Here is a 22882-nt window from a genome sequence, read left to right on the forward strand (position 1 = left end):
GCAACAAACCAGGTTGCCTTAATCCGCAACATATTTAGTGGGTCCGCCCCCACTTGCGGGTAGAGGCGGACCCGGGCTTGGGGACCTCGACCGGCAGCGGGGGACGCTGCCGCTCTTCCAACCTGCCCTGGCATATCAGGTTCCGCTGATTCACAAAAAGCCCGCCACCGCGAAGTGGTAGCGGGCAGGTTCTGGAGTGTGCTGGGACCAACCAGCATAGGTCAACGAGCCGCAACAGGGTTGGTTGCGATAGCCGGCGGACGCCCGCCCACCCGCAGCGCTCGCTTCAGGCGCCCACTGCTTGCCCCCCCCTCGTCCCAGTGCCCGCCTATTGCCTGTCGCATGCATTCCTGAGACATCGCTCGTGACGACCGTCCCCCGCGATGGGAATTGCTCGATCCTTCGATCGTCGAATAGATCGAAGGAACATTTTAGACGTATTGAATGTTCAAATCCTATGGACAGCCGAACCCAACTTTCACCAGCTCAATCGAGAGCAGCACGCGCCCTGCTGAACTGGCCGCGAGTACGGCTTGCCGCAAAAGCGAGCGTTAGCGAAATGACGATCAGAGATTTTGAGAACGGTATTCGAAATCCGCGTCCCCACAAGATCGCGGCAATGCGCGAGGCGTTTGAGGACGCGGGAATTGCATTCACCTTCGAAGGCGCTCCATCGCTAGCCCGCCCTGAAGGGCATAGCAGTCTCGCCACCACCAATAGAATGTGGCGCAGCCGGCAGAGACAAGCATAACGATAAATGTCCTTGAGCCACGTATTAGCAATCCACTTGACCAACAGCCCACCTAAAGGGGCGAGCCAAGAAACCGGTCAAGCCGGAGGCGTCGTTGCAGTAATGCATCGTTCGAACATAACTTCGGATACGCTCCGGGTTTCTTCATTGAACCCGTCAGGCTTGGTACCGGCATCACGGGCGGCTTTCATCAACGGGTCCGCAAGGTCGCTGCAGCCATGGGGGAGCGGGTTCTGGAAACCGGCAGATGGCTCGCGATCCAATCGTCGAGGAACCTGCGGCCGCGAGCACTCTTCGGTCAAACCAGGATCGTAGTGGACGATGGCATCGTGGATCGTGCTATAGAGGCTGTCCGACCTCTTCCAATTTCGCCGCGCTTGATACCGAGCGATCTGGCATCTGCGATGAGCTTGTGCGCCACTTCATCAACGGAAGCGAGATTACAAACTCGGCAAAGCTGCCGGGCGCAGTGAGCAGGAGGTCATTCCTCTCCCGCCCTCCGACCGGCAACGGCAGCCAGGAGCGGACCGACCTCGGCGTCGAGCCATCCTAAAAATCGTAGGTCGCTGGCCGCAGGCCGGTTCTTCAGTGAATAAGCTCGTCCCATGACAGGCGTGTGACGCCAACGCTTTGTGCGAAGGACGGGCGCGGCGCTGAGCTTCGGGATGTTCGGTCAATCGATCGATGCACAGCGAAGACCCGTCATTGATCAGCAATGACGGGTCTTGCTTTGAGACCACTTGGCCCGGGGTTGTAAGCCAAGCTGCCACCCAAACTTTGATTCGCGACACAGGTTCCCAGCTTGGCCAAATAATGCCGGTGGCGTCATCACCACACAAAAGCCCGCGCTGAACGGACCAAGCAGCGACGGGCGGCACCAGACCGCTTGGCAGTGCAGGCCAAGCTGCATACCGAACATCGATCTTTGCATCAGGTTCCAGCGCCGTGGTTCGGACCGGAGGAGGCCAGTTCTGGTAAGGCAGCGTCCAGGTCGCCGACAGGCACCACACCGACATCTATCCCAAAAATTGCGATCGCATCGGGAGGACTTCGAAGCTGTCGCCAACTTCAGGCACCGATGATGGGAAGCGACGTCGCGCGTGTCCGGCCAAAGTCGCTATAATGTCCAAGGTTGCGTCCCAACAAAAAAGCCCGCCACCTTTCGGCGGCGGGCAGTCTCACAGGGGGGAAAACACACTGAATGGGAACAGTGCCCCCTTCGAAGCTTGTTGATGCGAGAATGTTCCAGCGCGTTCGCCAGAATAGTTGAAAGCTCACTTGGGAGATCGCATGCTCTATGGGATGCGATTTCAAACTGGCCACACAAACTGGCCATGATCGCCTCTGGAACGACGTTCGCTGCCATAGGGCGTCCCTTGAGAGCCCCGCCTAGCTGCCTCTGGACCTGACTGTTTCAATCGCTCTTTGTCTGACGACGGTTCCCTCGTGGGTCGTCTCTCCAGGCTCGGCTCCGTCCCCAACCATCTCCGCCAGCCGGCTGAGGAAGTCCACCAAAGCAGCCTGCGGCTCGTCGATTTCGCCGACGACGACCGAAATGCCCCAACGTCCAAGCACGGCCTCCTCCACAGGGTTTCGGCTGGTCATGAAGATGAACGACGGCGGGCGATCTTTCTCATAGCCGGACCGATGCCACGTCTGCCAGAGACGGTGCAGCAACAACCGAATGTTTGGGTCGGAAAGGCTATAGCCAATGAAGAGGATCGTGCTGCCGAGTGCATCCGAGCGAAAACGCACGTCCAGCGGAGAATTGAAGGAGAGACGATCAAGGTAGTCCGTTTCGGTGAGGACGAGGGAAGAATCCTCGTCGAAATCACCATGGAATTTGACGATGTGGGTAACGCCTTGGCGGGCCTGCGCTACATCGCGTGCATTGGCCACTTTCACGTAGTCCCGACCGTATATTTCATAAGCCAGTTCTAGGTTCCGGTCATAATTAGTTGTGTAGATGACAGGGAAATCGAGCTTCACGATGAGACGATGCAACTCGGATTTCTCGATCCGGTCTTTGGGGACGGACCAATTTCGGTCCATCCAACTGCGAAGTGGCCCGATGCTGCCATGCTTGATCCGATAGTACTCGGCCAGGGTTTGAAAACGATCGCGTCGCTTGGAAAATTCGTCGTCGACACCGAGCTCCTTTGCCATTCGCTCTATCAGCTTCTCCCAAGAAGGGAGTCCAACACTGATCGACACCCCTGCCCCAACAAACAGAATTGCGCTGCGGTGGTGAATTGCGTTGGCGAGCGAATCTACAGGGTCATCATTCATGGCCAAGTCTTTCGAGACCACCCAGGCAGGACCCTAAAGGTGTTTGTAGTTTCGGGTGCGATCCATCTTGGAATGCGGCCAACCCTCTGAAACCGCACGGCCGATGGCGGCCGCATTTTTCGCTGCCAGCGACCGGCTCCTGTTTCGGCTTACCGGTCATGCCGATCCGGTTCTCCGCCAGCCACTTGCCGCAACTTTTTTCCAGTCGCGCAATTCCTGAGAGCCTGCGTCGCTTCGGGCCAATGAAGACGGCGAGAGGGTAGTCATTGTCGTGACGGCGATGATTGTCATTCCGGCCTAAACCTTCCTAGGCTGACATGTTCCTTTGTGCTCGAAAATATTCCATGTGGTGCCTTCGCCAGAGCTACGGGTTCAACGCGGGAATGGTCTCACGTCCAGGGTTGCCGAAAAGCGTTGCAGATCTGAAAAATCCATCGTGGCAACGATGTCGCCGCGATGTTCTCGCGCTCTGATGGCCCAGCCAATGGGGGCTTCACCACGTTACAGAGCGTCTATCCACAGGTCCTCGGCTGATCGCCCTACATTCGTCGCGTCCCGCCTCGCCGAAAGTGGCGGCATGCAACAGCATGGTCTTCGACTCCTTATCAACTCCTCAGGGCGCCAACGCCGACTCGTGCGTGACCTGTCGCGGTATGCGGTCACCGCCTCCCCCCGGAATTCGACCACCTTGACCACGACGATTTCCTGCACCTGCATGTCTTCCTCCCCTTCACATCTGATCGTTGTAGGGGTGCTTGGTTATGCCGACTTGCCTGGCCAGCTCCGCAAACGGGGGCACACCCGCTTCGAACTGTTTGGTGTTAGCCAACCGCAAAAGCCGCAAAGGAAAACAGACTGCGTCCCGGTTGGCTGGCGACATATCCTCGAAGAGGCGCTCATCGGCCGTGAACGAGGCCTCCGCGGTTTTCAAAGCGATATCGATATCATCAACTGAAAGAAGGCCCCTCCGGACTAAGGCGTTATTGACCGCAGCGACCGCCATAAGCAAACCTTCCAATTGCAGGTTGGCGACGTTCATGGCCATTGTCCTTCATATCGTTGGGAGCGCGTCTATCGATAATCCTGCTCCGGAAGCCTTGTACGTGCCGGCGATGCGATTGCAGGCTTGCCAGAGCGTTTCGGTTGCGCGGCGGCGCCGGAATTGGCAGCTGGTGGCGCCATGGCTTGGATCTCCGCTGGGCTGCTGGACAACTCTCCACATGCCTCGAGGTTCCGGATCGCCATGGCAACCTTGCAAGGCAGAGGCAAGGCTTCAGCCGGAGCCAACAGCGTCTGTCGGCGAGCCATGGGCGGGAAATCTCGCGGATGGAACCGGAATACCACATCCGAACTCAGGCTGTGGAAGTAGCTTTCACCATAACCATGCCCCTGTGAGGATGATCCGTCGCAACAAAAACTCTTTCGGTTCGGGCCCCTTGAAGTCGTCAAGGACCTCGTCACCAAAGCCACCTCTTTTGGGCCGGCGCTTGAAATGCGATCAATCGGGTGGTTGCCAACTGCTCCTCGCGCGCTACCTGCTTCGCCCAAGCCGGGCGCGAAGGGTGGGAGCGTGCCTTCGGGGATCGAACAAATCCGGAGTGAACGTTGATCGCTCAATTCACCGCAGCGGACGACGGACTTGCCTACGACATCTGCATTGTCGGAGGTGGCACTGTCGGCCTGGCCATTGCCGCGGCCCTCGAAAATGCAAAGCTACGCGTCTGCGTTCTGGAAGCGGGAGGCAGGTGGCAAACCAAGAGATCGCAGGAGCTCTACCACGGCATCGTCGCAGATCCCCTCGTCCACCCGCCTGTCCAGAATTTCCGGATACGAGCGCTGGGAGGATCGAGCCGAGCATGGGGTGGCCGCTGCGTGCCGTTCGATAGCATCGACTTCCAGAAGCGGGAATGGGTGTGCAATTCGGGCTGGCCGATCACCTATGAAACCCTGCTGCCCTACTACCGTCGGGCGCACGAGGTGATCGAGGTCGGGTCTTACGACTACGATCCAACAAGCGCGTTGCCTGGTTCTCGCGTTGAACTATTCGAGGGCGTCGACGGCGATTTGTTCAGGACCGCCTGGAGCGGTTTAGTCGACCAACCAACGTGTGGAAACGGCTTTCCGGGTTGCTGCGGACTTCGCGTCATATCCACATCTGGTTAAACGCTGCGGCGACGGGAATTCGCCTGGCGCCGAACGGGCGTTGCGTCCACCACATCGACTGTGTTGACTTGAAGGGCACAAAGCGTGAGGTCACGGCTTGCCATTACATTGTAGCCGCCGGCGGCTTTGAGACCACCCGATTGCTACTTGCCTCGAATGATGTGATGCCAGCTGGTATCGGCAACGCCCGAGATCAGCTCGGTCGTTTCTATATGGCCCATCTGGGAGGCACAGTCGGAGCACTAAAGTTGCCGAACGCCCAGCAGGCGGTTGCTTTTGGCTACGAGCGGGACGCGGCCGGCATCTACTGCCGAAGGCGGCTGTCGCTCACGGAGCGAGCGCAGCGGGAGCATTGCTTGCTCAACCAGATCTTCCGCACCCATCTCCCAGATCCAGCCGATCCCAGCCACAACGACCCGATCCTCTCGGCGATGTATCTCGTGAAAAGGACATTTCTCCCGAAACACCTCAGAGGTCGGCTGCAACATTCAATGACGCTGGACGAAAAGCTCGCGCACGTTCAGAACGTCGTATCCTCGCCAGTGCGCCTCGGGCGCTTCGGTTTGCGCTGGATGGCGAACAGAACTTTCGCACGGCGAAAGCTGCCCTCCATCGTATTGGGGCCGCGCGCCAATGTGGTCAATCTTGAGTTTCATTCGGAACAGGAGCCGAACCCCGCAAGCAGACTGACGTTGGTGAGCGAACGCGACCGATTGGGTATGCCGAAGCTGCGCGTCGATTGGAAAACCACGAGCAACGATCTCCAAAGCATCGCGCGCGCCTATCGACTGCTCGGTTGGAAGTTGGAGAAGATCGGAGCTACCATTTCAGGATTTGAGCCTGGCCATGTGATCGAAATGGCAGGCAAATCAGGCGCCACGGACGGTCATCACCTAGGTACCACGCGAATGTCTGAGCCCGACGGACGGGGTTGTTGACGCTGAATGCCGAGTTCATGGACTGATGAACCTGCACATCGCAGGCGGCTCGGTTCTGGCAACATCCAGCCAGGCGAATCCCACCTTGACGATCTTGGCCCTTGGGCTCCGTCTCGCCGACAGGCTTGCCGGTGATGATCACACCGGCAGCTGCTGAGTGACTGCGCCCAACTCGCGCTGAGTACTCAGGTGGGACTTGCGTCTAGCAGGTCCGGGCCGATAACCGTCGTCCTGAGCTGGCTCCCCAATTCTTGCTGCTTCATCACATTCGGAGGCCGCTTCCTGTGTGTCAGGCGATCTGCTGCCCGCACGCGTATCGCGGCAGCGTGTCTTAGTTCGCGCGAATGTGGGCAAGCTCGCCAGCGAGGCACGCATACTCGTAAGCTGGTGCTTAAGGCTCCGCCACCTTCGCCATCGCTGTGCCATTAAGCGATGAAACACGACGCCACCGCGCAGCCTGTTGGCGGCTGTAGAGCTATTCCGAACGCAGCCCAAAAGGGGGGCTCGCTTATCCACGAAACGACCAGCTAGGCCGAACCAACTCGATTCCGTTCGGCCTTGATTGGCGCCTTTTGCAAAGCAGCGTGCAAGAACCGTGGCTCGGAGCAGGCCTTACCGACTGGAGTCGATAGCGGGGACAGGAGTGCTTCGTTCAAAATCCGCCATCGTGCCCACTTGCGCGCTTGATTGTTCCATTTCAGCACTTGCGCCGCTGTCTCGATTTTGCGGCCGCTTGCCCGAAGTCGGAGTTCCTTAAAATCAAAGCGGCCGCCTAGCAACTTCGGCCGTAGTCGTACGTTGTGCGATTCACTGCGTAGGAGTTCACAACATGCCGATAATAACCCGGAAGCAAAAGAGCGACTTTGCCAATGACAAACCTATCCCCGAGGAGGATGCTGCCGTACTGGAGAGCATCGCAGGCCACGAGGATAGACACGGTGCGGGACCGGGCGTTTTGGGGTCCGACGACATCGAACAGCCCATCGGCGCGCAGCCTCGAAGCGAGATCACGGGCCGCCACGACGACGGCGCAGGCGCAAATGAAACGGTCGACGGGTTGAACGACACCGAAGAGATGACCCGCAGCTTCGCGGAAGACATTCCTACGGGACAAAGCGAAGGAGATGATGAAGACGTTCCGGTTTTTGAGCGAGGCCGGACCAGAACGGATCTTTGAACCAACGACAATGCTTCTACCCCGCCGGCTCGGTGGCGTGGCGCTTATAGAGCCTCAGACTGGCTCGCCCACAAAACGCACCGCCGGTCCCTCCCCACGCCGGCATGGAATTATACACACCCAGGGCCGACATCAGGCAGCGGCGCTCGGCAGGTTAGCAGATCCGAGGGGGAACAACCCGCCACGGTGATGGTTCGGTGGCATCAAAAGGTGATTGGGAACGATGGGTAAGAAGCCCAAACAGCCCTCAGAAGCCACGGCGGATCGTGAAAAGGCGATCGAAGCCCTCTACTTTGCTCGCAAGTGCGGCCTCACCAAGGAGGAGGCACTCAAGATGCTCATGGAAGCCCAAATCAGGATCGATGATGGACCCGAAAGGAGCTCCGGCAACCGAACTTAGAAGCGATCGTCGATCACTCGTCTCAGCCAGCGGCGGCGCATGATCTTCTTCACCTCCGACACGCATTTCAACGATCCCCGTATTCTGCGGCTTGCCCCCCGCCCCTTCAGTTCATTGGCGGGGCATGACCAAGCACTGATTGAACTTTGGAACGAGACTGTTGCTCCAAGCGACGAGGTTTGGCACCTCGGCGACTTCGCCAAGGGATCTGCCGAGACAGTGTCTTCGCTGCTGTCCCGTCTCCACGGCACCAAGCACCTGATCATCGGCAACAACGACGGCGTGGTAACGCTCGGCGCTTCGGCTTGGGCTAGCGTGCAACACTACAAGGAGCTAACTGTCGAGGGCAGTTTCTTGGTTCTTTGCCACTACCCGTTCCGCACCTGGAACCAGATCGGCAAGAAATCAATAAACCTGCACGGCCATTCTCATGGCCGGCTGAAGCCAATGACGCGCCAGCACGATGTCGGCGTTGACGCCTGGGATTTTCGCCCAGTGACTTTTGCTGCCATTCAGGCCAGCCGCCGCCGAGGTTAGCGCAACAGATGGCCGAACGATCGACGTCGTCACGTGGTGATGCTAGCCGCAAAGAAGAATCCAGAATCCCGGCCCAGGCGTATGCAGCCTTGCCTGGACTGCAGTAAAGCGGGACCGAGGAGCGCCCCACCCGTCTGCACAGGCGTCACAACCTTTGGGACAGGCGTCACAACCTTTGGGACCGGCGTCGGCCCCGTCGTCACCACGGCGGAGCGCTGGCGCGCCAATCGTTCATCCAATCGTTCATCTCGGAACGAGCTTCAATCGCCGTCCTTGGCGACCTCAGTGCCACATTCTCTCTCTAACCCACTTAAGAAACCTGTTCCCTCCGATTGACCGGCGGACTCTAGCGGCAGCCCACTGCCCTCTGAACATGGTTCCGACATGGCAACTGCAGACGATACCATGCAATTCCCCGTCAGACAGTTCGAAGAAGCGTTTTGCTTCCCCATAGGTGTCATCCTTCAGGCCCAACGCACGCAGTAGCGGGTCCTCGAAGGCCACTGTAATCGGCGAGCCCTCGCCGCGCGCTGCGTCGCGAGCTTCCCGCCTCAGATACTCAGTGCCGGTAAGCGCTCTCAGGCGTCGCTCGGGATGTTGTTCCAGCAACTCTGCCCAGCGCTCGATACGCTGTTGTCTGGTCATGATTGGGTATGTCGACAGGGGTTCTACATCTGCAATTGTCTGCAGTTGGCTTAGAGTTTGGTGTTCCATCGTCGGCTCCTTTTGATTGAAGTCCCTTCCCCACAAAAATTATCGCGCACCGAGGCGCTGACAAGAGCTGATAAGGCGGCCTTACCCGACAATGGATCGCGATGACTGCGTGCTGACCTTCAGGACAGGAACCAAAGCGCGCAAACGATGTTTATTGACCGAAGGGCATCTTAATTCCTTGGAGAGTTGAAAATGAGAAGCACCCTGATTCTGGGCGCGCTGGCCCTTTGCCTGGCCGCCCCTGCCGTGGCTTCGGCGGACTCACTCGTCATCACCACGAACAAGCATTACCGTCATAACAACCGCGTTGCCGTCATCAATGAGGATGGAGCTCGCCTTCACCATCGCCGTCACGGCACGGAAGCTTTTTACGACAACGGCAAGCGCCATTGGCATCGCAAGCACCATCGCCGCGATCACGTCGTCGTCACCACGGGCTCGATCGAACGCCGCCATCACCGGCGCCACGTGATCATCGAGGACAACGACGACTGAGATAAGTCGTTCGGCCTGGTTCCTGGTAAAATAATCTAGGAGCCGGGTCGCGATTGCTCTTTCTGGCCGGAACCAAACAGAACAGCCGTACTTTATCGAAGGGACGCAACCGAATAGGAAGCGGAACAATGGCTGAAAGTCTCGATTTCGAACTTGGACGTGCAAGGTTGAGCGTCAAACGAGCGAGAAGTCGCCGTCGCGCGCGAGGGAGGAAGCGGACCGGGAAAATGGCGTCGCGGTCAAATTGCCCTGTGCTGCAGGATTCGGCCAGCCAACAGCGCGTTATGGAGGCTCGGCAGCGCCAGACCAGTATCGTTACGTGGGCGTCATCAAATGACCTCCTATGGCAATGAAAACGGCGAGGAGTAGTCGTAATGACAATACTGTTTGAGCCGCTGGACTCGGACTATCACAAACGCAGCGTGCTTTATCACGCGACGCGGTTGTCGATGCTCCACGATCGAATGCTGATGCGTTTCGACAAGGTAGACGAAGCGGCCGACAAGGTTGAAGCCGCAGCGGCCGTGCTGGTCGATATCACCCACGGCTCTGCCATCGACGCGTTCCAGAACTCGGTGTTGCGGAATTCGTCGGCAGATTTCCTTCAAATGGAAACGGGTCAGACCCTCGGTCTCTGAACTGCGAGGAAGCGTTTCGGCAGCTCGGAGGGCCGCCTAACGTGGTCCCGCATCACCCGGCTAATGGGCAGGGCTCTCGCGGGTGCCCTCCAAGAGAATTGCAGCTTTGGAAGGCCCGCTGCTGAAAGGTGGCGGGCTTTTTGTGCATTAGCGGAGCCTGATATGTCGAGGCAGGTTGGAAACGGCGGCAGCGTCCCCGCTGCCGGGCCGAGGCCCCAAGCCTGGGCCGGGTCCGCCTCTGCCCGCCAGAGGGGCGGACCCGCTGCAACATGGATCCGAAAATTAAGTTTGGATTGCGCCCGGTTTCCCTGGCCGAGCATAACACCGGAAGGCCCGTTACTGCTCCCTTTTCAATGGCAGGTTGGCCTGTAAAGCATCACGTCCCGGTTCTCAGGAACCCGTAACGCTACCCTGAATTGCTGGATTTGGTTGCCCTTGGCATCGCAGACCTTGCATATCAGATCGAGACGGGAGCCAGCACCAGAACGGGCCAACTCTGCCCAGCCATCCCACATGAAGTCGAACAGACCGGAAAGGGTTGCTGTACGGTTTTTACCAAATGGCGCGAAGCTGATCACGGACGGTGGAACAAAATCGCGCTGTCAAACTTCGGCCGTTGCACTGTTCCCATTCAGTGCTTTCCCCATGAGAACTGCCCGCTGGCCTGGCGGCCGGCGGGCTTTTTTATGTCATGTGCTGCGCGACGGTCGGACCCTATTCGTTTGAACGGCCGCTTCGGTGGCTCAGAGACAAAACGGATAGCTGTCGAAACAGGCAAGCGCCGACGACAGCGCCGGCACCGGCGAGCCGACTTCGGCCGCCCTTGCCACGACACGCCGAAGCGACGGGTGTGCCTCCTGCATCAAGGAAACGAATGCCGACGCCATCAACAGGTTGGTGGCTGCGCCCCCAGTGCAGAATGCTTCCGCCATCGAATCCAGCAGTTGCGAACAGATGATGCAGCCGGCCCGCCAGATCTCGGCGATGACCGGCATCGGCAGGTTCCAGTTGAATTTTTTCGACGCGCCGCTCATCACCGCGAAGCCTTGGGCATAGGCGGCGATCGTGCCGGCAAAGCGCCAACTCGAGACCCCCGAACAGGGCGTCCCTGTCGCCGGAGATTTTGCCCACGCCGCCGCCATAGGACTTTTCGGCGACCAGCCGCTCGTCCTTGATCGACGACAGCACGCGCGCCGCCACCGCCCCCTCAGAACCTGACCGACCATCGCTGCGCCAACTACCGCACTCTGCTGCTGGAGACCTTTGTGGCTGGGAGTTGAAAGGATGGGAGAGAGCTGAGTGTCCGGGTGGATGGTGCGCTCGCATGCTCTCGGCGCTGAAGTTGCAGGCTGCCGCGGCCATAGCGGACGTTTCTGACAAAGATTCGCCAGATCAGAATCGAGTTCACCTTCCGTCATCCACTCTTTGGATGATATGGAAAAAGTGCTCGGGAGACGAGAAGGTCGGTTAAGGAGGCGAACTGACATTCGCCGAAGATCGGAGGATGCATGTCGAAGACCGATGCAGTCAACGCATGCGGTGAAGTCGCCAAATGATAGGCGGTTGTTTCAGGCCGGGGACGGGCGGTTGGCTTGCCATTGCGCTCCTGGCCCTCTTGCCTGACGGTCCCGCCTTCGCTTTTGAAAGCCCGGATGAAGTTAGCGCAGCGAATCCCCTGAACTGCGGAGCACCTGACGATTATTCCGAGTCGAGCGAATGGGTCAGCAACTTCAGCATCAGCGACAAGCGTCAACCCGTCGGTCCGGTCTTTCAGCAAACTAGAAGCAACGTTCTTGATCGTAGGGTTGCGCTTCTACAGAGCGTACTCACGGACAAATCTGTTTACGCCTCAGCGATTGATGGAGTGTTTGGTTCGCAGACAGCAAGCGCTGTGAAGTCCTTCCAGAGCACATATGGAATGCCCGTTGACGGCACAGTGGGGATGCAGACCGGTAGTGCACTCGGGCTGCCGTTTTGGGAAGCGAACAAGGCGCGCAGTCTAGCCCCGCCATTTCGCGACGATGCGAAATATCCTGAAGGTACTGAATTCAACTTCAGAAGCCTGGTCGGGATCGGCAATTTCTTTAGCAGCCTGCCGGACGCTGACTATAGTTCCTCAAATGCGCTTACTCGGAGGGCCCTTCGAACAAACAATCCCGGCGCCATAAACATCTCGAAATGGCAGCGAGACAGCATGAGAGGATATGTGGGTTGCACTCTGCCAGACCGGTACGGCAACCAAACTGCCATTTATGAAACCCCGGAGTATGGGGTAGCTGCTTGGGGTTTTCTCCTCCGCAAGATCTATTTCCACGGAAACAAGTCTAAGGTCACCGTCGGCGACATTGTGGATAAGTACAGAGGAAACAATTCCCGCGATCCTTATATTGATGGATATAAGAAATATTCGGATGGCAAATTGGTCGAAGATTATGAAGTCGACCTGTATAGCAATCGTGAACTGGCGCTGCTGGCCATTGCCGCCTACTCGCACGAACTCGGCTCCTGGTATCCTCTCACGGACAAACAGCTTCTGGCAGGCTTTTCAATTACCGATGATTATATTGACTCGGGCGTCAATGACGAAGTCATCGTGTCTTCTGAAGAGATGAATCCGGATCTCTATGTAAAACATCCTGATAGCGAAGGCCCGGCACGCTCGACCGGCTTAACCGCGGTTCAGTTGAGAACGGCCGATGCAAAGGTACAGGCCGGCCTACAGGATCTCCTCGATGCAGATGATGGACCTCCCGGCGCGATCGCCACGCTCTACCGCGACGGTCGCATGACCGTACTCACAGCGGGGCGCGCCGATGTCATATCGGGTGAGGCGCTGGGGGCCGACCAATATATGCGCATCGCCAGCATTTCAAAAGCATTCAACGGCGCCATTGCCCTGCACCTCGTCCAGAAGGGCCGGCTCGGCCTCGACGACACCATCGGCCAGCACCTGCCTGATCTGCCGACGGCATGGTCGGCCGTCACGATCCGCCAGATGCTGAACCACACCAGCGGCCTGCCCGACTACTTGCAGTCCAAGGGCTTGGCCGAGCAGGTCGCGACAAATCCTCAAGGCTACGTGCAGCCCATTGAGATCATCGGCTGGGTCCGCAACGACCCGCTCGAGTTTACGCCTGGCACCCAGTATACCTACTCCAACACGGACAACGTCGTCGTCGGGCTGATCGCCGAGGCGGTCACAGGAATGCCCTACGGGACGCTGCTGAAGAACATCGCGTTTGGTCCTGCCGCCCTCGCCCGGACGAGTTTCCCGACGCGCGACATCGCGCTGCCTGCGCCCGCCATCCACGGCTATGTCGTCGCGTCCGGATCCGAGCCGAAAGACGTCACGACCTTCGTCAGCCCGAGCGGTGCGTGGGCGTCGGGCGCGATCGTGTCGACGCCTGATGATTTGTCGATGTTCATACGGGCAGATCTCGGACTGAAGTTCTTCGGCGCTGCCGAGCAGATTGAACAGATGAAGTTCGTGGCCGGCAATTCCAGTCCGCCCGGACCCGGGACGAACGAGGCCGGTCTCGGACTGTTCCGCTACACCACGCCGTGCGGTGTCGTTTATGGCCACACCGGCAGTTTCCCGGGTTACACGCAGTGGGCGGCGTCAACCGCCGACGGAACGCGCTCGGTCACCACCACGCTGAACATCGCTGAGCCGGCTGGCGCTTTGATCGACCGCTTGCGGGAGGTTCAGGCTCAGGCGGTCTGCGCTTTGTTGGGGCACTGACGGGTGTGCTATCGCGGGATGACGGGCCCCAACATATTTGCTAATTTGCTAAACCAAGTTTCGAATAACCGTTGATTTTCCCTGCCACGATATGTCAGCGAGTTTGATTGATGCCTCTTCGCAAGGCGCTGTCCCAGTGGTTCGACGCAGTACGTCGCGTGTCCATCTGTCTTGCAACCAGTGCCTTCACGGTCGGACCGAGCCTTAGCCAGACGATCCCCGAGCAGATCGATTCGGTGGTTTCGGATCAGAACGAGATCATCCGACGCTATTCCGCTCCGAGGAAGCCCGGCACGATTGACCTGTCAGTTCCGGATGCACGCAAGGCAACGACCTCGGAACAAGCCGAAAAAGCAATGTTTACCTTGAGGTCGATAACCGTTCGAGGCGCGGTGACGGTGCCTAGCGCTACGCTGGAGCAAGCGTGGGCCGCGCAGCTGAACAAAAAGATAAGCGCCGCCGACCTTTACGCCATCGCCGAGCGGATCGACGAGATCTACCAGAAGGCCGGATATTTCTCGTGGGCCGTCGTTCCCGAGCAGGACTTTTCATCCGGCAACGTCGTCATCGTTCTCTACGAATCCTATGTGCGCCGGGTCACCATCAACAGCGCCATCCCTGATATTGAGCGGCGTTTGAAACCTTACATCGATCGCATCGTCGCCATGCGGCCAATCCGGATCAAGGAGGCCGAGCGCGTGCTGTTGCTGATGAGCGATCTTGGCGGCCTGACCATCGAAGGCACTTTCATTCGGCCCGAAACGCCCTCCGCCGGCGGTGACCTGAAACTCGACATTGGCTTCAAGCGGGCCGGCGCAAACGCAATAGTCGACAATCTCGGCAGCAATGCCGTCGGCCCATTTCAGCTGACCGGCACCGGCACCTTCAACGATGCGCTTAGGCTGTTCGATGTGGCGAACATCGCCCTGGTGACCATTCCGGACAGTCCCGAGGAGTTGAAGTTCGTGCTGGCTTCGCACGATGTCCCGATCGGGTATGACGGACTGCATGTAGGATACAGCATCGGTTACGTCTCTTCCCAGCCTGGCGCCGACCTCAAGCCTCTCGATCTCGACATAGGCTCTAGGTTCGGCAGCGCGTATGTCAACTACCCACTGCTGCGGACAATTGACCACAGCCTGTTTAGCCGCCTTGAATTGAACTTCAAGGACAACTCGCTGGCGTTGGGCGGCGAAACGCAGACGGATGAGGACCTCCGATGGCTGGCGGCCTCCCTTAAGTATACCGGTGAGTTGGAAAACGGCGCCATCACGCTGACAGGTACTTTCGGCCAAGGCCTCGACGGCCTTGGCGCGAGCAGCAGCACCGATCCGCTTGCACCGCGTCCAGGCGTTCCTGATGACTACAGGTATTTTCGGGGCGACCTCGACCTTACCAAGGAGATCGCTTCGCTGGCCGTCGCCCACCTCAGAGTGGCTGCGCAATATGCGCCGACGGCGGTGCCATCGTCGGTCCAGTTGGTGCTCGGCGGCGATCCCTATGGCCTGGCTTTCGATGGCTCGGCCGCTTCAGGCGATAGCGGGATAGCGGCCTCGCTGGAATTGGGACGCAACATCGAACTCCCGGAGGCTTTGCCGATCCCAAATCTGAACGTGTTTGCTTATGTCGATTACGGTGCGGTCTGGAACCACGATACGGGCGTGGATTACATCGAGGCGGAACTCGGCTCGGCCGGAATAGGTGCGAAGGCTGCATTCGGGCAACACCTCAATGCAAGGGCGCTTGTTGCGGTACCGTTCAGAGATAACCAAGGTCTGACTGATACCGGCACGCGTTTTTTGTTCCAGCTAATCAGCTCGTATTAGGTGGCGTAGCTCCCGCCTGAACTGCCCTTATCTTGGCGCAAGTTGCGCGACGAGATCATTCGTTGCTGCGACCATCGCCTTGAACCCGCCGACACTGAACTGATTGATCGAGGCGAAGACACCGACACCGCGCGTTGGCGCCAACACCACATAACTGAACTGCCCCTGCAATCCGCCGGTCTTGTTGAGCATCATGGGCTTGTCCTTGTCGGCCAGAACTCCGACCCAGCCAAGCGTCATCATTCCCATCGGCCCCGCATCGTCGATGCCGATTACCGGCGAGAGACCGTCGCGCCAGAGCCAGCCCGCATGGTCGACGGTACGCTCCGCATCGCCGGGCGCATCCTTGCCAAGGTGCCAGGCCATGAACTTCATCATGTCGGCGGCGGAGGTGTAGAGCCCGCCCGCGCATCCGATCGTTTCCGGCGAAGGAACGAGGGGCAACGGTGTGCCGTCGAAGAAATGGCCCTGCATGGTCCGCGCCGCATCACCTTCCGCCAGGTTGAGCTTGGTGTCGGTCAGTTGGCGGGGCGTGAGCACCCGCTCGGCCAGCAGATCGCCGTAGGACTTGCCACCGGCATTGGCGAGCGCGAGGCCGAGCAGATCGTAACCCCAGTTCGAGTAAAAGGCACCCGTGCCCGGAGGGAAAAGATAGGGTTCTGGCTTCGCAAGCTCAGCGCGGCTGAGGTCGAAGGTATTGCCGGCGAACGGGTCGTCCGGCGTGCCGCCTGTCTGGTTCGGTACCTCGCGCGGCAGGCCGGATGCCTGCGTCACCAGATCGATGAGCCTCGGCGTTCGTCCTTCGCGCGCAGGCACGGTCCAGTCCTTCCCGAGGTGTTTGGCAAGGGGATCGGTCGCGCCGATGACGCCATCCACAATCATCGAGCCCATCAGATCGCCGCAGAAGGTCTTGGAGATCGAGGCTATCCGCATCAGCGTATGTTCGTCGGGCACCTGCCCCGAGCCCTTGCGGATTTCGCCGAAGCCAGCGAAGGCCGTCTCGCCGTTGCGAACCGCGGCGATCACGAGGCCAGGAGCGCCCGAGCCCAGGAAGGCGATGCCGCCGGCAAATCCCACGGCTTCCTCAAGCAGACGATCTTTGGCGGCGGCGACGTGAGGAGCCGCAAGGACGCAGGCTGCCGTGAAGCAGAGGATGAGCAAGCGCCTGTGGCCTGAACCGGTCATTGGAATGTCCTCGACGAGAAATCTGATTGTGAGACGAGAGCGCAGTCAGCGGGGTGCGAGCTGATAGACCAGTTCGTTTACTGCGTGCACCATTGCTTCAAAGCCCCCGGCGCTGAACTGGTTGATCGCCGCGAAGACGCCGACGCCGCGCGTCGGCGCGATGGCAACATATGTAAACATGCCTTGTCGCCCTCCGGATTTGTGAAGCACCAGCGGACGGTTGCCGTCGGCCTCTACCACAACCCAACCGAGTGCCATCGCATCCATCGGCGCGCCACCGTCGTCGAGGCCCAGCGCCGGAGAGAGCCCATCCCTCCTGACTAGGCTGGCGTGGTCGATAATGCGGCGTGCATCGTCCTCTGAGCCGCCTTGAGCCAAGTGCCAGGCGATCCACTTCAGCATATCGTTGGGCGTCGTATAAAGCCCCGAGGCGCATTCCATCGTCATCGGTGTCGGCACGAAGGGAAGCGGCGTGCCGTCGAAATTGTGCCCCTGCATCAGCCGGCCCTCGTCACCAGGTCGCGGATTGAAGACCGTGTCCACCATGCCGCGTGGCCGCAACACGCGCTCCTCCAAGACGGTAGCGTACGGCTTGCCAGCCGCTCCGCTGATCGCCAGTCCCAGGAGGTCGAAGCCCAGGTTCGAATAGAGCGCGCCAGTTCCGGGAGGAAACAGAAACGGCTCCCCGTGCATGGCTGCGATCATCGCTTCCTTTGTGTGGCCGGCGTAGGGATCGTTGGGTGTTCCACCTGCCTGCGCCATCTCGCGCGGCAGGCCGGATGTCTGTGTCGCGAGGTCGATGATCCTTAGGGTCCGCCCATCCTTCTCCGGCACCACGAAACCGTCAGGCAGGTGCGTCTGAACAGGGTCAGTCAGGCCGATCTCTCCTTTTACCAACAAACTGGCGAGAGCGTCTCCGCAAAATGCCTTCGAAATGGATGCCACTCGCATCATTGTGTCGGCATTCGGCTCTATGCCGGATCCGCGGACCGTTTCGCCGAAACCGGCAAACGCCGTCTCGCCGTTGCGAACGCCGGCGATCACCAGACCCGGCGCGCCTGAACTCACAAAAGCGAATGTACCGGTGAATTCGACCGATTCGTCCAGCAGCCGATCGGCGTTTGCAGGACTTGCGCAGGTAAGGACGGCAGCGGCAAGGAAAAGACGTAAGGGTATTGTGCGGGTGGCGGTCATCGGCTTCGAGCTCACCATTTCGGAAATCAGGGCGGACTGTCCACTGCCTTTTACAAGGCGATCACTGTGGCCAGTCAACAACAGAAAGGTCAAGCGGCAGCACGTCTTCCAGTTTCTGGGGCGGGACGCGCGGCGTAAGCGTCATCGGCGATCCGGTCGCTTCCGCCTTGTCAAAATCCTGGGTGGCCTCGCCGACCGCGGTGATGGTAAAGCCGTCGAACACGTAGGGGAGGCCGTCCGAGGCCAACGGAGAAGCGCTGTCCATCACATGCAGGTGCAAATGCGGCGCTTGACTGTTCCCGGTATTGCCGACTTCGCCAATCTGATCGCCGCGCTGCACCTTGTCTCCGAGCTTCACCTTAACGCTCCCCGGCCGCATGTGGGCGTAGTTGACGAACAAGCCCGAGCCGATGTCGAGCACGACGAAGTTTCCGTCGGCCTCGTCAATCGGCAAGTTGGCGGGCAGCGCACCGGGCACTTGGTCCTGCAAGTCGTCGCGCGTCCCCACTACGGTGCCGTCGGCAACGGCAAGGATAGGCTTGCCATAGATGTGGTAGTTCGCAGGAACCTTAAGGTCGCCCACGACCAGCGTGTTGTTGTCGTCGATTTGCTCCCAGTCGATAGCGAAACGCTGGGCAAGGTAGAACTTGCCGTCGAGCGACAGCAGGGCGCGGACATGGCGGATGGAATCGCAGCAGCCGTCAGCCGCGACATAACCCTTGCCGCGCAAAGGCGGGCCAAGAGCCACCGGCGCCTTCGCAACGACGGCACCCTCGCCAATCGTCACCGTCATGTCGGCGCCGATGACCGCGAAAAACGCCGTGATCTCGTGGGTAATGCGAGCCGGGACCGCCGCGCCGTCCGCAAGCACGACATGCAGAAAGATGACGGCGAACTGATAGGCGGCCAACTCGCGGTTTTCGTTGCCGCGGCTTGCGCCCGGCGTGACGCGCGTGCGCAATTCATCCGGGCCGAGTTCTGCAAGCGGTGCTCCGCTGTCGGCATCGACGACCTTGAGCTTCTCGAAACGGACATCGCCGCCAGTGATATTCGTCACTGCCAGTTCGTAGACGATGTGACGCCTGCCGTCCGAGCCTGGAATCACATGTGGGGGAGCGATGATCTCCGCAACGAGTGGCGTGAGCTTCGGATTGTCGCCGGCAGCGTGCACCCCGGATGGAAATGTTGCCAACAACAGCACAAAGGTCGAAAGGAGCCAAATTGGAACCCGCATTCGAACGCGCCTCCTCTGCACACGCTGACTTTGCGACGCGAGGGTACGACAATGAAGGCCGGGAGCCAAGGTGGCGTGCGGCACATGGAAGATTCGCCGAACCTGGCGCAACCGCGGCCTCAAGTGTTATCGTTGGCATGTCTGGTTTACGGGAATAAAGCTGCCTAGGCCTCCGCAACAAAGATGTCGGCACCAGTCGCAATGTGGCTCTAGGGTTGTTGCCGGTGGCGCGGCGCGACCCTTGGCCGTCCTGACCGATCATCCCACCGGGCTCGTCCGCATCATTCCCTACCGGCTGCACCTTTGGGTCGATCGCGCCGTAGGCGTGGTGTTTGTCAGCGTTAGGCATCTATTCGAAAAACGAGGGTTTGACCTATTCATCGACATAAGATCGGTTCCGCCCGCCGTCGATTTTCAAGCCGAACTTTGGCGTGGTTTGACCCACACTGCATAGTCGTCGGGCAGCATGTCTTCCAGCTGTGTGAGATTGTGCTTTTCCGGGGAGAGGACCAAGCTATCGGGAAAGGGCGTGGTCGGCTATCGAATCAGTGCTCAAACTGCGATGGAAATACCGCAACTTCAGATGCCGATGATCAAACCTCTGAAACGTCGTACCCAATCCCAACAAGTGCTGGTTACGGGAGGTTCCGGCTTCCTCGGTATGTGCTGTATCTTGCAGCTGCTCGATCTTGGATACCGGGTTAGATGCACCGTACGCTCGCTGACACGCGTCCTCGGGCAAAGTTTCTCTTGTCAGCTCACGACTCCATCCCCCGTCGTTCGCGAGCGAACGGCACTATTCTGATACCCGCCGTTCATCAGGCGGACGACGAACTGGCCTCGAAGTCGGCCTGGAACCTGTGCTGCGGTTAAGGCATCCGACGTGATGATCGCGGTCGACAACTAGGTCGGCGAATTGGAAACGACCGCCACTCCAGCAAATCTGCATTAGAGCAAAATTGCACGCTGGCTTACAGGCTGTGCGCAGCAGAGCCAATTCTCTTGCGATGCCGCCCCGCTTACGACAGGATCGCCGCAACTGGAGGTTAGCCTATGACGCCAGACCCCTTGCGGCCCGACCACCCGCCACTCGACACTCCACCTGTGCAATACCTGAACTTGGACCCGTCGCTTTATGTCCGCGATGATATCTGGCAGCAGGAACGGTGCAACATCTTCGCGCACACCTGGCAGTTCATGGGGCCTGTCGCCTCGGTCGCGATGTCCGGTCAATACCTTGCCATCGACATTGCCGGCACGCCGATCTTCGCCATCCGGGGCCGGGACGGGACCTTGCGTGGATTTAAGAACGTCTGCCGCCACCGGGGGGCGAAACTTCTGGCCGATGGCGCGGGCAAATGTGGGTTGATCGTTTGTCCCTATCACAAATGGTCCTTTGCCGACACCGGACGGCTGGTGCAGGCCCCATGGTATGGCAAGGATCCCGCGATCATCGCCGAGGACTGGCCGCTGGAGACGGTGCAGTTGTCCGAATGGCGTGGGCTGCTCTTCGCGGCACTCGACCCGAAGGAAAGTCTTCTGGATCAACTTGGCTCTCTGCCCGCCGAACTGGCGGACGAGCCGTTGGAGACCTATGCCGCCACCGATCAGGCCACTGTCAGTTTTGCGGCGAACTGGAAGATCTACACCGACAATTTCGTCGAAGGCTACCACATCCCTGGAACGCATCCCTCGTTCTACGCTGCCATCGACTTCGAAGCGTTCCAGACCACCGCCCATCCCGGTTATGTCCGGATGACCGCACCGCCGAAAGACGGTCTGTTCTATCGCGGCAAATGGCTTTGGATGTGGCCGAACTGGACGCTGTCGCTTTTCGATGGGGGCATGAACGTTAGCCGGATCAACCCGACCTCACCGCATCACACCGACCAGCATTACCATTTCTTCTTTGCCGATACCGCTGCAAAAGCATCCGAGAGCAGGGCGAAATCTGTGCAAGGCACTCTGGCCGTGGTACGCGAGGACTACGCCATCTGCGCCGATACGCATCACAACTATGCCGCAAGGGCCTATAGCTCCGGCCCGCTCTCGGGGCGGCATGAGCGGGGAGTGCAGTATTTCCAGGAACGGGTCGCTGCGGCACTGGGGCTTTGACCGCCCCTGGCGTCCTTGTCCGCTAGATACTGCTCCAGCGCGGCGCCGGCGCGAGAGCCCCCGGCCAGTCGAGGGTATAGGGCGGGCACGGTAAGACGATTTACGAGCGTCGCGGCAATCGGAGCTCGCTCGTTGCGGAGAGCAGATCGGCGGAACGCGGCTTTGACGACCAAGTTCAGCGGGCGCTCTTACCGGCCGGACTCTTGACGGCTGGCACGGGAGTCGGGAGCGGACTTTCGGCTTTTCGCCTGCGAGCGCAGGAACCTGCCGTTACAATGCCGACCTTATCTTAGTCGAGGAGAGAGGAACTGCTCTCGCTCCCCCCGAGTCCTCACGGACGAATACGGATAACCGTCTTTCCCGCACGCCGCTCGGTCGAGTTGAAGATCGCAACGGCATCATCGAGGGTCGAGACTTTGCCAATATTCGTCCGCAGTCGCCCGTCCCGCACCCGCTGGACGATCTCGCTCAGCTGGGCACGATCGGACTCGACAACGAAGTCGATCGCTAGGCCATCAGATGGCCGCGCCTCGGTCGGTCCGACGACCGTCACCAGCGTACCCCCGGCTCGGATCAGCGTTGCGGACCGTTTCTGAATATCGCTGCCGATGACATCGAATACCAGATCGACATTGCCGACGTCTTCCAGGGTGTCGTTCCCGAGGTCGACGAATTCATTTGCGCCGAAGTCGAGCGCCTTCTGGCGGTCGGCGGCGCGTCCGGTGCCGATGACGTAGGCTCCGGCCTCCCTCGCAAGCTGCGCGACCATCGAACCGACGGCACCGGCCGCGCCATGCGCGAGAACGCTCTGCCCCACCTGAAGGCGGCCATGCTGGAACAGCCCCTGCCACGCGGTCAGGCCCGAGATCGGCAGGCTCGCGCCCACCGTGAAGTCGACATCGCCCGGCAATGGCGCGAGGTTGCGTGCCTCCATGGCTACATATTCTGCGAGCGTACCCTCGCGATGCCAATCCGCAAGGCCGAACACCCGCTGCCCGACCGAAAGCCCCGTCGTGCCGTAACCCAGTGCAGTGACCACTCCGGCCAGCTCATGGCCGAGGATCGACGGCGTCCGGTCACGGAAGGCTCGATCGGCCCAGGTCGAAGGCCACTCGAGTTCGGTGTTGACGAACCCCGCCGCATGAACCTCAACGACGACGTCGTTTATTGCCGCCTGCGGCTCGGGCCGCTGCACCAACTTCATCCCGGCCGTCCCTGCGGCCTGGTCCGTCACTACGATCGCTTTCATGGGTATTGTCTCCTCAGTGATTTGATGGTTCGAGGTAATTGCAGGCGCGGAAGGTCTTTTCGATACTTCATTGGCGTTCGCAACATCACGATTTCGCCTCACTGATCGCCCGCAAAGTCGCGTGGCGTAGCTTGTCCTCTCGCTTCAAGGTCTTCACACGTCCGACAAGGTCGACGGTGGTGGGGATAACGGTGCTTCTGGCGTCGGAAGTTTGAGATACGCGACCTGATGCCGC

17 protein-coding genes and 2 pseudogenes are annotated in these 22882 nt (G+C 59.6%); 11 read left to right on the forward strand and 8 right to left on the reverse strand.

Annotated features, from left to right (window positions below):
* Nucleotides 1-457 precede the first annotated feature (457 nt).
* A complete protein-coding gene (locus LB519_RS24920; RefSeq protein ID WP_224621439.1) occupies nt 458-751 on the forward strand; it encodes a multiprotein-bridging factor 1 family protein in 294 nt (97 codons plus the stop codon).
* 1389 nt (nt 752-2140) lie between these two features.
* On the opposite strand, the gene LB519_RS24925 is transcribed toward LB519_RS24920, so the two are convergent.
* Nucleotides 2141-3040 carry an SIR2 family NAD-dependent protein deacylase gene (locus tag LB519_RS24925; RefSeq protein ID WP_224621440.1) on the reverse strand — a complete coding sequence of 300 codons (900 nt, stop codon included), beginning with the start codon at nt 3038-3040 and terminating at the stop codon, nt 2141-2143.
* 730 nt (nt 3041-3770) lie between these two features.
* Entirely contained in the window at nt 3771-4079 is a 309-nt protein-coding gene (locus LB519_RS24930) for a hypothetical protein (protein WP_224621441.1), read from the reverse strand.
* Between the two features lie 566 nt (nt 4080-4645).
* Between LB519_RS24930 and LB519_RS24935 the strand changes: the two genes are divergently transcribed.
* The 5 genes and pseudogenes from LB519_RS24935 to LB519_RS24955 all read left to right on the forward strand — a co-directional run bounded on the left by LB519_RS24935 (nt 4646) and on the right by LB519_RS24955 (nt 8255).
* Nucleotides 4646-5203 carry an FAD-dependent oxidoreductase gene (locus LB519_RS24935; protein ID WP_224621442.1) on the forward strand — a complete coding sequence of 186 codons (558 nt, stop codon included), beginning with the start codon at nt 4646-4648 and terminating at the stop codon, nt 5201-5203.
* 719 nt (nt 5204-5922) lie between these two features.
* Nucleotides 5923-6298 (forward strand): annotated as a pseudogene (locus tag LB519_RS24940) (GMC family oxidoreductase).
* A 672-nt stretch (nt 6299-6970) separates the two neighbouring features.
* The gene (locus LB519_RS24945) at nt 6971-7318 is read left to right on the forward strand and encodes a hypothetical protein (protein ID WP_224621443.1); all 348 of its coding nucleotides are present in this window, start codon (nt 6971-6973) and stop codon (nt 7316-7318) included.
* Nucleotides 7319-7541: 223 nt separating this feature from the next.
* A complete protein-coding gene (locus LB519_RS24950) occupies nt 7542-7718 on the forward strand; it encodes a hypothetical protein (protein WP_224621444.1) in 177 nt (58 codons plus the stop codon).
* A 39-nt stretch (nt 7719-7757) separates the two neighbouring features.
* Nucleotides 7758-8255 carry a metallophosphoesterase family protein gene (locus tag LB519_RS24955; protein WP_224621445.1) on the forward strand — a complete coding sequence of 166 codons (498 nt, stop codon included), beginning with the start codon at nt 7758-7760 and terminating at the stop codon, nt 8253-8255.
* 282 nt (nt 8256-8537) lie between these two features.
* On the opposite strand, the gene LB519_RS24960 is transcribed toward LB519_RS24955, so the two are convergent.
* Nucleotides 8538-8969 carry a hypothetical protein gene (locus LB519_RS24960; protein WP_224621446.1) on the reverse strand — a complete coding sequence of 144 codons (432 nt, stop codon included), beginning with the start codon at nt 8967-8969 and terminating at the stop codon, nt 8538-8540.
* Between the two features lie 192 nt (nt 8970-9161).
* Between LB519_RS24960 and LB519_RS24965 the strand changes: the two genes are divergently transcribed.
* Both LB519_RS24965 and LB519_RS24970 read left to right on the forward strand, forming a co-directional pair.
* Nucleotides 9162-9464, forward strand: a complete 303-nt coding sequence (locus LB519_RS24965) for a hypothetical protein (protein WP_224621447.1) — start codon at nt 9162-9164, stop codon at nt 9462-9464.
* Nucleotides 9465-9838: 374 nt separating this feature from the next.
* Complete coding sequence (locus LB519_RS24970) at nt 9839-10102, forward strand: hypothetical protein (protein WP_224621448.1); 264 nt, start codon at nt 9839-9841, stop codon at nt 10100-10102.
* 758 nt (nt 10103-10860) lie between these two features.
* Here the strand turns inward: LB519_RS24970 and LB519_RS24975 are convergent.
* Nucleotides 10861-11311, reverse strand: a pseudogene (locus LB519_RS24975) (NADP-dependent phosphogluconate dehydrogenase); the annotation flags it as partial.
* A gap of 343 nt (nt 11312-11654) precedes the next feature.
* Between LB519_RS24975 and LB519_RS24980 the strand changes: the two are divergent.
* Nucleotides 11655-13844, forward strand: coding sequence for a serine hydrolase (locus LB519_RS24980; protein WP_224621449.1), 2190 nt, complete (start codon nt 11655-11657; stop codon nt 13842-13844).
* 110 nt (nt 13845-13954) lie between these two features.
* Nucleotides 13955-15670, forward strand: coding sequence for a ShlB/FhaC/HecB family hemolysin secretion/activation protein (locus tag LB519_RS24985; RefSeq protein WP_224621450.1), 1716 nt, complete (start codon nt 13955-13957; stop codon nt 15668-15670).
* Nucleotides 15671-15697: 27 nt separating this feature from the next.
* Here the strand turns inward: LB519_RS24985 and ampH (LB519_RS24990) are convergent, their stop codons facing one another.
* The 3 genes from ampH (LB519_RS24990) to LB519_RS25000 are packed head-to-tail and all read right to left on the reverse strand — an operon-like array spanning nt 15698 to nt 19283.
* Nucleotides 15698-16855 carry a D-alanyl-D-alanine-carboxypeptidase/endopeptidase AmpH gene (gene ampH, locus LB519_RS24990; protein ID WP_224621451.1) on the reverse strand — a complete coding sequence of 386 codons (1158 nt, stop codon included), beginning with the start codon at nt 16853-16855 and terminating at the stop codon, nt 15698-15700.
* A 45-nt stretch (nt 16856-16900) separates the two neighbouring features.
* On the reverse strand, nt 16901-18142 hold the full coding sequence (gene ampH / locus LB519_RS24995; protein WP_224621452.1) for a D-alanyl-D-alanine-carboxypeptidase/endopeptidase AmpH: 1242 nt from the start codon (nt 18140-18142) through the stop codon (nt 16901-16903).
* The gene (locus tag LB519_RS25000; RefSeq protein ID WP_224621453.1) at nt 18111-19283 is read right to left on the reverse strand and encodes a M23 family metallopeptidase; all 1173 of its coding nucleotides are present in this window, start codon (nt 19281-19283) and stop codon (nt 18111-18113) included. The genes ampH (LB519_RS24995) and LB519_RS25000 overlap by 32 nt, the downstream gene beginning before the upstream one ends.
* 1053 nt (nt 19284-20336) lie before the next feature.
* Between LB519_RS25000 and LB519_RS25005 the strand changes: the two genes are divergently transcribed.
* A complete protein-coding gene (locus LB519_RS25005) occupies nt 20337-21398 on the forward strand; it encodes an aromatic ring-hydroxylating oxygenase subunit alpha (protein WP_224621454.1) in 1062 nt (353 codons plus the stop codon).
* A 331-nt stretch (nt 21399-21729) separates the two neighbouring features.
* Here the strand turns inward: LB519_RS25005 and LB519_RS25010 are convergent, their stop codons facing one another.
* Complete coding sequence (locus LB519_RS25010; RefSeq protein ID WP_224621455.1) at nt 21730-22647, reverse strand: NADP-dependent oxidoreductase; 918 nt, start codon at nt 22645-22647, stop codon at nt 21730-21732.
* Between the last annotated feature and the right edge of the window lie 235 nt (nt 22648-22882).

Origin of the sequence: Mesorhizobium sp. AD1-1, from assembly GCF_020164655.1 — a bacterium.
Taxonomy (GTDB): Bacteria; Pseudomonadota; Alphaproteobacteria; order Rhizobiales; family Rhizobiaceae; genus Mesorhizobium; species Mesorhizobium ciceri.